The organism is Aerococcus viridans (assembly GCF_002083135.2).
Lineage (GTDB): Bacteria > Bacillota > Bacilli > Lactobacillales > Aerococcaceae > Aerococcus > Aerococcus viridans_C.
In genome coordinates, this window is record NZ_NBTM02000001.1 from 1,965,280 (window position 1) to 1,977,717 (window position 12,438).

Here is a 12,438-nt window from a genome sequence, read left to right on the forward strand (position 1 = left end):
ACAAAATTATTTTAATGGGATTCCCCATTTAAAACCATATTTGAGGCACCTTGATCAGTTATAATGACTAACTGTTTAGGTGCGAGTTTCGCAAAAGCCTGTATTGCTTCTGCTTTTACACTGCCTCCAGCAATCAGAATTGGCAAATCAATATCTGCCAAGTCTTCAAGTTGAAGACCGATTCTAGGGATTCGATGTACAATGTTTCCTTCTTTATCAAAGAAACACCCGAACACTTCCCCTACAGCGTGGTTACTCTTAATCTTAGATGAACTTTCTAAATCTAGTCCCCTACGCCTTGCCATAATTTTAGCATTACCAACACTAAAAAGCAAAACGTTAGCCTCTTTTAACCGCTTTAAAGTTGATTGAATCACGGGATCATTCATTAAAGCCATATTTGCCACTTCAGATAAATTCTCAGGAGCATATAAGGAAATATTATGACCGTTTAACTTTTGCGCTAGAATATCGCTAATTGTGTTGGCTTGGGTTGCCGAAGCATCTCCGATCCCACCCCTGGCTGCGACCACAGTAAAGTGTCTGTCAGCAGACGGTGATAATTGAACATGTTCACTCACCTCTAGCATAGTTGAACCACCAGTAACAGCAATCGTATGATTCCCCATTGGTAAATTCTTGTCTAAGTATTTTGAAACTTGTAGACCCATTTCAAACAAAATATGTTGATCTTGGTCGATATCTCCTGAAACAATTCGAGCATCTGCTATGTTGAGCACATCAGCCAAATGTTTTTCTTGAAGGTGAATTTTATTTGTATCACGCCACAAGTCTTGACCTGTAGCAATTGCTCGTTCCCCTTTTGGCGTAATAGTCATACCCGTCGGGGAAGAATCAATGAGACCTTGTTGTTTCAAAACATCTGTAATTGTACGTAGCGGTCGTTCGGTAATTCCTAACTTTTCAGCTAGTCCCTTCCGACCAATCGGACCATCTTTGAAAATCCGCTGTAATACGCTAATTCTCTCAAAATAGATCTTCTGAACTTCAGGCACTACTTCAGTAATACTTTTAAATAATTCGTCCATAGTCCCCACTTTCCTAGTACAAAAACGTCGAGTTTAAAAACAGTTGGACTTTTATTGTCCAGCGTGTCTTTTTTTGACCACCCTCCGGTAAAAAAATTTGATTCCTTCGAATCATATCTCTTTACAAAAGTAATCATACCAATAAATTTATCCGCTTGCAAGCTTTTAAGCCCACTTTTCTCCTACACCGCCGCGACAGGCTTCAAGCCTATAAAAAAACATATATTTTGATACATAGTTTAGCAGGTTTTGGCTACAACAATTATTAAAAAAGAAGCAGGTTTTACCCCACTTCTACAGATTTAAAATGCATTCATTATTTTTCTAATTCATCATTTTTAGTCATGATTTGATCTAACAAACCATATTCTAACGCTTCTTCTGCTGTTAACCAGTTATCACGGTCTGTATCGCGTTCAATCACTTCTACAGGTTGACCAGTCATTTCAGAGTATAGACGGTTCATTTTTTCTTTTGTTTTCAAGATGTGGCGCGCAGCGATTTCAATTTCAGTAGCTTGTCCTTGGGCGCCACCTAATGGTTGGTGAATTAAGATCTCAGCATTTGGTAAGGCAAAACGTTTACCTTTAGTACCTGCAGCTGCAATAAATGAGCCCATTGATGCTGCCATACCCATTACGATTGTTTGTACATCTGCATGTACGAATTGCATTGTATCGTAGATGGCCATACCAGAAGTGATAGAGCCACCTGGTGAATTGATGTATAGGTAGATATCCTTGTCTGGGTCTTGAGCGTCTAAGAATAATAATTGAGCGATAATTGAGTTAGCTAAATCATCATTAAATTCCCCGCTCAACATAATAATACGGTCTTTTAATAAACGAGAGTAAATATCGTAAGCACGTTCACCGCGAGAAGATTGTTCAATAACTGTTGGTACTAAGTTCATTTAAATGTCCTCCTTTTAGACTTGTATATGGCTATTATACCTTTATGGTCAAAATTGGTCAACAAATATAACCCTTTTGATTTGCTCTATCATTTTAGCATACAAGGTTCATTCTGCCCAATATCTGGCCTTCATTGGTTTTAAAATGAGACATTTTCCTTTGTTAATACTTAAGACGTTATTACTTGTTAATAACAATTGACACTACCAGATTCCTATAAACGCTTGAATTTGACTAAAAACTAGGCTATAATAATTCTGTTATTGTTTTTTAGGCAAAATATACAAAACTTTGCGCCCGTAGTGTAATGGATATCACATAAGATTCCGGTTCTTATGATGGGGGTTCGATTCCCTCCGGGCGTATTCAAGCATTTTAAAGGTCTATAAAAGGTGTTATAAACGTTAGTATGATAAGGTTTTTAAAGAAGTTTGAATTCTATTGAGTTGTAATGTTCCGTACTAAATGGCGTAACATATAGCGTAACTTTTTTTAAAAATATACGTGTTCCCGTTCTAAAGGAAATGGAATATAATTGTTGGCTTTTACTTCTATGAGTAAGGCTTTTTTTATTGCAGCGAAAAAAGGAGAATGGTCATTCTTCTTTGCCCCTTTTGTGTGCTAAGTGAAATCAATTAGTTTTTTTAATTTATTTAATATCCCTACCAACTTAAATAACATGATAAAATATATAAAACTATTTTTTTATCTTAGGAGTAATTATGTCAGAAAATGAAAAACATAAACTTTCTTTTGAAAATCTTTATTACAAATTAGCAGAAAAAGGGATAACTTTTAATAATATAAGCAAAGACAGAGTTATAGAGATTCTACAAGATCGAAACTATTACTATAGAATCGCTTCTTATCGCAAGAATTTTAGAAAGGATAGCAATAATGAATATATAAATCTCGATTTTTCAACCCTCGAAGATTTGGCATCTATTGATGTTTATTTAAGAGAATATTTATTATCATTGTGTATTGATATCGAACACATAACTAAAACATTACTCATGAGAGATATCACATATAATAGTGAAGAAGATGGTTACAAGATTGTAGAACGTTTTTCGAATATATATTTTGAGAGGTATCAAAAGATAAACTCTAACTTTAGTAAAAGCTTATATCTCAAAGATATGTATAACAAAAGGCGAGATAAACCTATATGGGTCTTTTTAGAAATAATGTCTTTAGGCGATTTAAGTCTTTTGCTGGAGCTTTATGTAGATATCTACAACATTAGTTACAAACCATTAAAGCAGCTATCAGATAATTTAAGATACGTAAGGAATATCAGAAATACGTGTGCGCATAACAATGTATTTTTGATTAATTTATATAGTAGAAAAGATAATAAAATCAACACCCCTTCTCAATATGCTAATTCCATTCGAGGGCTTTATAATATCGATATAATAAATATACTTTATGTAAAACCTCATGATTTACTAGTTTTATTTAACTTGCATAAAAGCCTATGTTCTCAAGAGCTAAATAATAGAAGAAAAAGAGAAGGTCAAAAAGTGCTTGATAGGGTTCATAAAAATTATCATAAGTATAAAGGTCAATCTGAAGATCTTGATAATTTTTTTGAATATTTGAACAATCTAATTGACATTTTATAGCATTTAGTGATACATTATTTATGAGGAAACAGTGCCGAGAATTCGGTAACGGCTCACTTTTCTTAATAGTAGTGGGTGTAATATGAGGGCTAACAATTTTGTTAGTCCTTTTTTTTATGCAAATAAATCATTTAAAACATCGTCCACCTTCCGCCCTCCAGTTTCATAAATATAAAGGTCTGCATCCAGTACAAATATAATAAACGTTTCCTGTCTAAGTCCTTTGGATATGAACAAAGTGTATATATCGGTTGGATGTTCAGCATATCGAATATAATCAAAATTTAGTGAATAACCTTTTGACCTTAACCAACTATCAATACTAAACCCTTGCTCTACATTCATTTTAGATACTAATTCCATATTGCCACCCACCCTATATGCTCATCTTTTTGCCCTAATCTAAATCTTTCTACTATTAAATACTACATTTATATAGCCAAGCCTTAGCCTTTACTCCAGCATAGCCATTAGCTCATCTTCAACGGCATTCAATACACTGATTTTTGTTTCTTTGGTGCTTTCCCAATCATCACTAGTCAATATAGCGTTAATATCCTTTTCGGTTAAATCTAGGCTAGTCACTTCATTATCCGCTTGCTGCTGCTTTTCTGCCCTTTTATGCTGGTCAATATAGTAGTCGATTTCTTGTATTTCATTATAAACCATAACCTCATAATCGCTTAAATACTCGTGTTTTAAAAGGTTTTTAAGTGTTGGGTAGTCAAAAGTGTAGGCAACATCTCTTGAAATAGCTTATAACGCAATCTAAGGGCATTTATTTTGCCTGTCTAATGATTCTTGATTTAATACCAAACGAATGACAAACCGCTCAATATTCATAGCGTGAGTATAATCATCAATTGAAAACCCATACTGTGAGGTGCCAGTAAATGATTGCATACTATACGCATATAATTGCGATTTAAGGCGTTTTGTTTCTGGTCGCATAATCTTATACGGCAAAGCCATATGCTATCTAATATGATACTTAATCTCTTTGTCAGTTGCACTCTCCATGACTAACCCTCCTTATTATCTGCTCGTATATTATTCTTTGGTTTCTTCAAAATAATGTTCATACATCAGTAAGCAAACTTGTGTCATTAGTCTATTAAATTCTTTTCTAGTGATTCCCACCATTTCGCAATAATCATCGTATTTCATGAGTTTATTCGTGTATGCACTCCATACGGGCGCGTTTAAGTATTTTAAGTGCTTTCAAAGCATGCTATAAACGCTGGTATAACAAAGTTTTTAAATTTTTACTTTCATCTTAAGGCAAAAAATGGTGCACAAATTGGGAAACTTGTGGGGCAACTTTTTGGACATTCACGATACATGAGCAAGGGAAAATATCGCTCACCCTGCATTCAAGAAATGAAATCAATTTTAACTTTTTACAATCATAATATGAGCAGCTGCTACTTTAACAGGTAGTGGCTTTTTTGTTGTTTATACCTCCTCACACACTTCCTTTCATTATATTCTATAAATTTAGAGACAAAAAAATCGGGATTTAGTCCCGATTTCTTTGTTTATTATTTATCTTTAGATTAGAAGAATACGTTTGTCACGCCATCACCTGAGGCACGGAATGATTCAGCTGATGTAGTTGCACCGTTAGTTAATACATCGTTAACAGCTTGGTAAGTTTCTTCTGATACAGTAGCGCTAGCTGCCATACCATTTGAAACAACTTCAAATTGACCAGATGCGTTAACTACTGCTGATAATGAAGTGCCACCCCAGTTACCTGAGTTTGCACGGTTAAGGATTACAGAGAATACTGCTGCTTTTTCAGAGTAGCTTGGACCAGCTTCAGTTTCTACTACTTGTAATACTTGGTAAGGGATTTCTTCTGCTGCTGAGTATGAAGAAGTTGAAGATGTTTCTTCAGTTGTCGTTTCTTCTTCTGCTTCATATGAAGTCGCTTCTACTGTTGCTGTTTCTTCTTCTGCTTCATATGCTACTGGTTCAACAGTTGTTTCTTCTGCTACTTCTTCAGTTTCAGTTTTTTCAACTGTTTCTTCTTCTACTTTATAAGTCTCTTTTTTCTCGTTAGCATCTTCTACTACAACTTCATCTACTTCACCTTCATCATTTTTAGTGAACGAAATAGAGTTAGATGGGAAGATTAAATCAGCATTTTCAATTTCGTTGATTTGAACTAAAGTGTTCACATTTACACCTGCAGCGTTAGCAATCACTGATAAAGTGTCACCGTATACGACAGTGTATTCAGATGTTGATTCATCAACTGCTTCCATATCAGCTGAAACTTCTTCAACGCTACGCGCTGTCCATTCCGCTGCTTTCGCTTCTTCAGTGTTAAATCCTGCTGTCGCAAATAGTGCTGACAATGCAAAAGTTGTTCCTAAAATCGTTTTGTTAAATTTCATGTTAAGTAAAACTCCTTATTTGTTTAGCTATTGCTAAGTTGTTTATTTAGCCACTGTTTCGACTACATGCAATATACTACACGGTGTGGATTCAAAAAGAAACCCTATAAACCCATTCGTTAAGGGGCTTTAAATGGACTGAAATGTTTTGTAATTTTTAATATTTACGTCTCAATTATTACAAATCACCACATTCCCAGTCTAACAACATTTATAACACTTACATTATTTCTTGCATATTTTAATAAGTTATATTTATGACATTGTATGTAATAATCATTTTTTGAAAAATAGGTATATTTCACCACGCTAAAAGTCTATATATCAGCATTTTCACCCCCATATTTCGAAGATTCAATATAAAAATCAACCCCACTGACAATAAAAAAAGGCCCCAGAATTACAGCATACTTGCTGTACTCCCTGAGGCCTTTCTTCAAATTAATCGACTTATTTATCTGACTCAGCGTCAGACATGCTATCAAAATCATCTTTTTTGTTTAATTGTGCTAGCAATTGATCGATATGGTTACCATATTCAATTGAACGGTCCCGTTCAAAGAATATTTCTGGTGTTTTATAGATATTTAGGCGTTTACCAATCTCAGAACGAACTAAACCACTAGATTTTTCCAAACCTTTTTGCGCTTTTTCACGTTCACTGGCTAATTCACTCAATGTAGTGTAGAAAATAGTTGCTTGTTGTAAGTCACCAGTAACTGCTACATCAGTAATTGTAACACCTTCAACGCGAGGGTCTTTGACAGTCTTTCTCAAGATGTCATTGACGTCGCGAAGGATCTCTTGACTTACACGTTCAGCTCTAAATTTTGCCATTGTGCATCACCTCTATTTTTTCTTCACTTCAACCATACGGTATGCTTCAATTTCGTCATCTACTTTAATATCGTTGTAGTTTTCAATTGTTAGACCTAGTTCGAATCCACGAGATACTTCTTTCACATCATCTTTAAAGCGACGTAACGATCCTAATTGTCCATCATAGATGACAATTGAATCACGGATGATACGAACTTGTGAGTTACGGTAGATTGTTCCATCTAATACGTAACCACCAACAATTGTACCTACTTTAGATACATTGTAAGTTTCACGAACTTGTACAGTACCAGTTACTTCTTCAACGAATTCTGGGTCTAACATACCTGTCATCGCTGATTCTACGTCATTAATTGCATCGTATATGATGTTGTATAGACGTACTTCTACTTCATCAGCATCTGCTTGTAATTTAGCTTGTGGTGTAGGACGCACGTTGAAACCAATGATTAAGGCTTGTGATGCTTGACCTAAAGTAATATCACTCTCGTTGATTGCACCTACAGCTTGGTGGACGATGTTTACTTTAACACCTTCAACTTCGATTTTCTTCAAGCTTCCAGCTAAGGCTTCAACAGAACCTTGAACATCCCCTTTGATAATGACATTAACTGATTTCAATTCGCCTTCTTGTAGCGTTTCAAATAAGTTGTCTAAGGTTACAGCATGGTTTGCTTGACGACGTTCTTGTAAGGCACGGCTCGCACGCTCTTCACCGACAGCACGGGCTGTTCTTTCGTCATCAAAGGCTACAAAGCGGTCACCAGCTTGTGGTGATTCTTGTAGACCAGTGATTTCAACTGGCGTTGATGGGCCAGCTTGCTTGATACGACGACCAGTATCGTTAGTCATTACACGGACACGTCCATGTGTATCACCAACAACGATTGGGTCCCCAACACGTAATGTACCTTCTTGGACTAATAATGTCGCAATAGCACCTTTAGATGGGTCAAGACGCGCTTCGATTACAGAACCTAAAGCTAAACGGTTTGGTACAGCTTTATATTCTTCTACGTCTGCAACTAATAAGATCATTTCTAGTAAGTCACTTACATTTTGACCAAATTTAGCTGAGATATTTACGAAGATTGTGTCCCCGCCCCACTCTTCAGAAATTAGGCCATATTCAGTTAACTCTTGCATTACTCGATCAGGATTAGCTGTTGGTTTATCGATTTTGTTTACTGCAACGATAATTGGTACACCCGCTGCTTTGGCATGGTTAATCGCCTCAACAGTTTGTGGCATTACTCCATCATCTGCTGCTACTACAAGGATAACGATATCCGTTACATCAGCACCACGCGCACGCATTGTCGTGAAGGCCGCATGTCCTGGTGTATCTAGGAAAGTAATTAAACGGTCATTTTCACGTACTTGGTAGGCACCGATATGTTGTGTGATACCACCCGCTTCGCCGTCTACAACTTGAGCGTTACGTAAGTAGTCAAGTAAAGTTGTTTTACCATGGTCAACGTGCCCCATGATGGTTACAACTGCTGGACGAGTTTCTAAATCTTCCTCGTCTGCACTCTTAGCTTCTTCAAAGTAATGTTCAAAGTCTGCTTGGTCAACAATAACTTTCTCTTCAGCTTTTACACCATATTCTTCAAGAATTAACTCGATAGCATCTTTATCTAACGCTTGGTTTTGTGTAGCTGGTACACCCATCAAGAATAGTTTTTTGATAATCTCAGCTGGCTCACGGTGAATTTTTTTAGCAATATCCGCAACAGTCATACCTTCAGTATATTCCACTTTTTCTGGCAGTGGCTTATTCTTTCTTGGTGGTACTGGGTTGCCTTGAGGGCGGTTTTGGTCATTGTTAAAACGACCTTTTCTCCCTTTTTTGCCTTTACCTTTAAATCCGCCATTTTTGTTATTACTATTATTTTTAAAATTGTTATTTTGATTATTCATATTTTTATTCTCTTTTGCTGGGTTATTGCGATTTTGCGACTTGTTTTGGTGCTGGTTTTGCTTAGCGTTTACTTTAGCAGGTTCTGATTTAGCTGAATCTTTTTCCGTAGGTTTATTTTCAGCGTTCTTAGCTGGTTGACTTTCAGCTGCTTTCGCTGGCTGTTTATTGTTGTCTTTCTTACCTACTGATTTATTTGCAAAGCTACTTTTTAGCTTGTTTACTTCGTCATCAGTCATTGATGCCATATGGCTTGAATATTCAAAACCTGCTTTTTCTGCAATACTCAATAACTCTTTACTTGATACGCCAATTTCCTTAGCAACTTCGTAGACACGTTTTTTTGACATGTCATCACCTTCCTTATTCTACTAATCTCTCATACTTTTTACTCTCCTATTTGATGTAAAAATATACGTAAAAATCTAAATTATTTTTTAAAGCTTTTCACAAACCCGCGGTCTAAGAAAGCGACTATCGATCTCTTTTTACCTAAGGCAATTGAAATTTCTTCAGTTGTAAACATCTGAACATATTCCACTTCATAAAAAGCACATTTATTCTCTATGTTCTTTTTGGTTTGTTCGCTGACATCAGTAGCCATGACCACTAAAACAGCCGTCTCTTGCTGGATAGTTTTCATGACGGTTTCAGTACCTGAAACGATTTTACCCGCTGCTTGCGCCAAACCTAACAAATTCAACTTGTTATTGTTCATTTTCAAAAAGCTCTTTTCTGGCTTTTTGATGGGCTACATAAGCTTTCAATTCACTATAAAAATCATCCGGAATGGATACATTTAAGTGTCTATCTAGCATGTGTTTGTCCCAAGCCTTTTGTACAACTTCAGGATCCAGGGATACATATGCACCGCGCCCATTTTTCTTACCTGTCGGGTCAATTTCAACGACACCTTCAGGATTACGAACAATTCTAATTAATTCTTTTTTAGGAAACATTTCATTTGTCACAACACATTTTCGCATAGGAATTTTTCGTTGTTTCATGTTTAACCCCACCTAATCTTAGCCTTCTTGGTTTAAACGCTCTTGTTGGTCTAAATCTTCTTCACCAATTAATTCTTCATCATCAATAATATCGTTGTCTTCGCCTTCAACATCATCAATTTGATCTTCAATTGCTTCTGGACCAACATTACCTTCTTCAAGGTCATCCATGGCTAATAAATCTTCTTCATCAATTGAAGTTGATCCTTCTGTAACTGCTTCATATTCTTCAGCAGATTCAATATCTCCAGCTAGAATTGGATCAACGTCTTCGTCGACTAATACTTTTTCAGCAAAACGTTCTGCATACTCTTCTGTTTGTATATACGCTTCAAAGTCAGCTTCAGATTTGATATCAATCTTGTGGTTTGTTAATTTAGCTGCTAAACGCGCATTTTGGCCACGTTTACCAATAGCTAATGACAAGTGGTTTTCTGGTACGACAACCACACATGACGTTTCACCTGGTACAAAGTGTACAGATAATACATCGGCTGGGTTTAAGGCATTTGAAATAAAGGTTGCCATGTCGTCTGACCATTGAACGATATCCATGTTTTCGCCTTTTAATTCGTCTACAATACGTTGTACACGTGAACCGCGAGGTCCAACACAAGTACCTACTGCATCGATGTTCGCGTCGTTAGAAACAACCGCTACTTTAGAACGGTCACCAGCTTCACGGGCGATGGCTTTAATTTCAACAGTACCGTCGAAAATCTCAGGTACTTCTTGTTCAAATAGACGTTTCAATAGACTTGGGTGGCTACGAGAAACATAGACTTGTGGCCCTTTAGTCGTATTCTCAACACGTTCTACGTAAACTTGTACACGCTCGTGTGGTTGGAAGGTTTCATTTGGAATTTGACCTTCAGGTGGGATAACAGCTTCGATTTTACCTAAGCTAACATATACATAACGACGGTCTTGACGCTCAACAATACCTGTCAAAATGTCATCTTCGTAGTCAATGTACTCGTTATAGGTAATTGAACGTTCTGCTTCACGCACACGTTGCATGATTACTTGTTTTGCTGTTTGAGCAGCAATACGACCAAAGTCTTTTGGTGTTACTTCAAATTTGATTTTGTCACCAATTTCGTAAGCGTTGTTTAAATCATGGGCATCTTGAAGAGATACTTCAAGTTGTGAATCCATAACCAAGTCAACTACTTCTTTTACCGCAAAGACTTTGATAACACCTTTTTTAGCATCGAAGTTTACTTCAACGTTTTGCGCTTGTTGGTAGTTACGTTTGTAAGCTGATACTAAAGCAGCTTCTAAAGCTTCCAAAATGACTTCTTTTGAAATGCCCTTTTCATCTTCAAGCGCTTCGAAGGCTCTTAACATTTCTTTACTCATCTAAATTCCCTCTTTCAAAAATGATAAATTTTAAAATTCAATGGCTAATCTGATTAACGATACATTTGATTTTTCTACAGTGACTGCCACTTTACGTGTTTTGTCTTTTGTTTCAACTTCATATGCATCATCTGATACAGAAAGTAGACGGCCTTGAATATTTTTTTGACCATCAATGGCTTGATAGAATGACAAGAATACCCATTCACCGATTGCAGCTTGCACATCGTCATCATTTTTCAATGGACGTTCTGCACCTGGAGAAGATACTTCAAGGTAATAAGCTTGTGGGATTGGGTCTGTTTCTAATTGATCAACAGCTTCAGAAATATGTTCACTAACTGTGACACAATCCTCTATTGCGATGCCACCACCTGGTTTATCCACGTAAATTCTTAGGAACCAAGATTTCCCTTCTTTAACAAATTCGATATCAAACAATATAAAGCCTAAGTCTTCGATTATTGGTTGAACGATTTCTTGCATTTGGTCTGTTACTTTAGCCATATTTCCCCTCGCTTTTCTTATTTTTACCTTATTACCATGAAAAAAGTGAGCGTCACCGCTCACTCCACCACTGTCTTCTTTCTACTTAGACAGTATAACATATGCGAGCTTGATTCGCAATAATTGTTGCTATCAAGCGATTTTTACAAGTTCTGAACCAAACCTGTAACTTGGTTAACTGGAATTGAAAAGACAACACCGCTACCAGGTTGATCTAAGTCCATGGCGGTACGAATGCTTTCAGATACTGGATTGACTTTTTCAGATTCGACTACTAACAGAACGATTTCTTTTTCTGGTTGAATTTCAATATTGAATAGTTTAGAGATTTCAGTGGTCCCTGTTCCACGACCGTGAAGAATGGTTGCACCTTTAGCGCCTTCTTTACGGGCAGCTGCAACAACATCATCCCCTGAATCGCGGTCGACAATTGATACTAACAGTTGATACTCACTCATATTTTCACCTTTTTCTTCAAATGTCCGATTAAATAAACGACTACCACAAACGCTTGATGTATCTGCTGAGAACAGGATACCCAAGCCTTTCTTGTCTAATTTCATTTTCTCAGTGATTTTTTCGTGAATGTCACTTTCAAATTCCTTAGGAGCTAATGTAATCATCAATTCTTTCTTAGATTCATCAAGACCCATTAAGTTAAGAAATTTATTAGAAATGGTGCCATCACAAAGGACTAAGGTGCCACCACCGGTTCCATGCTCTTTGGCAGTTTTAAGTACTTTTTGCCCAATACCATGGTTTACAATAGCGAAAAACGCCACTGATTCTACAGTCATCAATTAAC

The 12,438-nt window shown here is 36.5% G+C and carries 13 protein-coding genes and 1 tRNA gene; 2 read left to right on the top strand and 12 right to left on the bottom strand.

What is annotated here, in order from left to right; genetic code table 11:
- Nucleotides 1-11 precede the first annotated feature (11 nt).
- Together A6J77_RS09085 and clpP are read right to left on the bottom strand one after the other, a co-directional pair.
- Entirely contained in the window at nucleotides 12-1,049 is a 1,038-nt protein-coding gene (locus A6J77_RS09085; protein ID WP_083070168.1) for a sugar-binding transcriptional regulator, read from the bottom strand.
- Nucleotides 1,050-1,365: 316 nt separating this feature from the next.
- Nucleotides 1,366-1,962, bottom strand: a complete 597-nt coding sequence (clpP, locus tag A6J77_RS09095) for an ATP-dependent Clp endopeptidase proteolytic subunit ClpP (RefSeq protein ID WP_003140760.1) — start codon at nucleotides 1,960-1,962, stop codon at nucleotides 1,366-1,368.
- 294 nt (nucleotides 1,963-2,256) lie between these two features.
- On the opposite strand from clpP, the gene A6J77_RS09100 reads away from it, so the two are divergent.
- Both A6J77_RS09100 and A6J77_RS09105 read left to right on the top strand, forming a co-directional pair.
- Nucleotides 2,257-2,328 (top strand) — tRNA-Arg (locus A6J77_RS09100).
- A gap of 357 nt (nucleotides 2,329-2,685) precedes the next feature.
- On the top strand, nucleotides 2,686-3,594 hold the full coding sequence (locus tag A6J77_RS09105; RefSeq protein WP_083070171.1) for an Abi family protein: 909 nt from the start codon (nucleotides 2,686-2,688) through the stop codon (nucleotides 3,592-3,594).
- A 114-nt stretch (nucleotides 3,595-3,708) separates the two neighbouring features.
- On the opposite strand, the gene A6J77_RS09110 is transcribed toward A6J77_RS09105, so the two are convergent.
- From A6J77_RS09110 to A6J77_RS09155, 10 genes are all read right to left on the bottom strand, one after another.
- Nucleotides 3,709-3,957 (bottom strand): hypothetical protein, encoded by a 249-nt coding sequence (locus A6J77_RS09110; protein WP_083070173.1) that lies wholly within the window; start codon nucleotides 3,955-3,957, stop codon nucleotides 3,709-3,711.
- A gap of 90 nt (nucleotides 3,958-4,047) precedes the next feature.
- A complete protein-coding gene (locus tag A6J77_RS09115; RefSeq protein WP_083070175.1) occupies nucleotides 4,048-4,263 on the bottom strand; it encodes a hypothetical protein in 216 nt (71 codons plus the stop codon).
- Nucleotides 4,264-5,150: 887 nt separating this feature from the next.
- Complete coding sequence (locus A6J77_RS09120; RefSeq protein WP_083070183.1) at nucleotides 5,151-5,996, bottom strand: cell wall hydrolase; 846 nt, start codon at nucleotides 5,994-5,996, stop codon at nucleotides 5,151-5,153.
- Between the two features lie 450 nt (nucleotides 5,997-6,446).
- On the bottom strand, nucleotides 6,447-6,833 hold the full coding sequence (gene rbfA / locus A6J77_RS09125; RefSeq protein WP_083070190.1) for a 30S ribosome-binding factor RbfA: 387 nt from the start codon (nucleotides 6,831-6,833) through the stop codon (nucleotides 6,447-6,449).
- A gap of 12 nt (nucleotides 6,834-6,845) precedes the next feature.
- The gene (infB, locus tag A6J77_RS09130; RefSeq protein WP_083070194.1) at nucleotides 6,846-9,107 is read right to left on the bottom strand and encodes a translation initiation factor IF-2; all 2,262 of its coding nucleotides are present in this window, start codon (nucleotides 9,105-9,107) and stop codon (nucleotides 6,846-6,848) included.
- 80 nt (nucleotides 9,108-9,187) lie between these two features.
- A complete protein-coding gene (locus A6J77_RS09135) occupies nucleotides 9,188-9,475 on the bottom strand; it encodes a L7Ae/L30e/S12e/Gadd45 family ribosomal protein (protein ID WP_083070195.1) in 288 nt (95 codons plus the stop codon).
- Nucleotides 9,465-9,764 carry an RNase P modulator RnpM gene (rnpM, locus tag A6J77_RS09140; RefSeq protein ID WP_003141014.1) on the bottom strand — a complete coding sequence of 100 codons (300 nt, stop codon included), beginning with the start codon at nucleotides 9,762-9,764 and terminating at the stop codon, nucleotides 9,465-9,467. Before rnpM ends, A6J77_RS09135 begins: the two co-directional genes overlap by 11 nt.
- 18 nt (nucleotides 9,765-9,782) lie before the next feature.
- Complete coding sequence (gene nusA, locus A6J77_RS09145) at nucleotides 9,783-11,126, bottom strand: transcription termination factor NusA (RefSeq protein ID WP_083070196.1); 1,344 nt, start codon at nucleotides 11,124-11,126, stop codon at nucleotides 9,783-9,785.
- 30 nt (nucleotides 11,127-11,156) lie between these two features.
- Nucleotides 11,157-11,633, bottom strand: a complete 477-nt coding sequence (rimP, locus tag A6J77_RS09150; RefSeq protein WP_026465958.1) for a ribosome maturation factor RimP — start codon at nucleotides 11,631-11,633, stop codon at nucleotides 11,157-11,159.
- Between the two features lie 143 nt (nucleotides 11,634-11,776).
- Nucleotides 11,777-12,430, bottom strand: a complete 654-nt coding sequence (locus A6J77_RS09155) for a P-II family nitrogen regulator (RefSeq protein WP_083070197.1) — start codon at nucleotides 12,428-12,430, stop codon at nucleotides 11,777-11,779.
- Nucleotides 12,431-12,438 lie beyond the last annotated feature (8 nt).

Coding starts and splice junctions, on each gene's coding strand:
- clpP (WP_003140760.1), bottom strand. CDS start 1,962: ATGAACTTAGTACCAACAGTTATTGAACAATCTTCTCGCGGTGAACGT.
- A6J77_RS09135 (WP_083070195.1), bottom strand. CDS start 9,475: ATGAACAATAACAAGTTGAATTTGTTAGGTTTGGCGCAAGCAGCGGGT.
- A6J77_RS09110 (WP_083070173.1), bottom strand. CDS start 3,957: ATGGAATTAGTATCTAAAATGAATGTAGAGCAAGGGTTTAGTATTGAT.
- nusA (WP_083070196.1), bottom strand. CDS start 11,126: ATGAGTAAAGAAATGTTAAGAGCCTTCGAAGCGCTTGAAGATGAAAAG.
- rnpM (WP_003141014.1), bottom strand. CDS start 9,764: ATGAAACAACGAAAAATTCCTATGCGAAAATGTGTTGTGACAAATGAA.
- A6J77_RS09115 (WP_083070175.1), bottom strand. CDS start 4,263: ATGGTTTATAATGAAATACAAGAAATCGACTACTATATTGACCAGCAT.
- rbfA (WP_083070190.1), bottom strand. CDS start 6,833: ATGGCAAAATTTAGAGCTGAACGTGTAAGTCAAGAGATCCTTCGCGAC.
- A6J77_RS09085 (WP_083070168.1), bottom strand. CDS start 1,049: ATGGACGAATTATTTAAAAGTATTACTGAAGTAGTGCCTGAAGTTCAG.
- A6J77_RS09155 (WP_083070197.1), bottom strand. CDS start 12,430: ATGACTGTAGAATCAGTGGCGTTTTTCGCTATTGTAAACCATGGTATT.
- infB (WP_083070194.1), bottom strand. CDS start 9,107: ATGTCAAAAAAACGTGTCTACGAAGTTGCTAAGGAAATTGGCGTATCA.
- A6J77_RS09120 (WP_083070183.1), bottom strand. CDS start 5,996: ATGAAATTTAACAAAACGATTTTAGGAACAACTTTTGCATTGTCAGCA.
- rimP (WP_026465958.1), bottom strand. CDS start 11,633: ATGGCTAAAGTAACAGACCAAATGCAAGAAATCGTTCAACCAATAATC.
- A6J77_RS09105 (WP_083070171.1), top strand. CDS start 2,686: ATGTCAGAAAATGAAAAACATAAACTTTCTTTTGAAAATCTTTATTAC.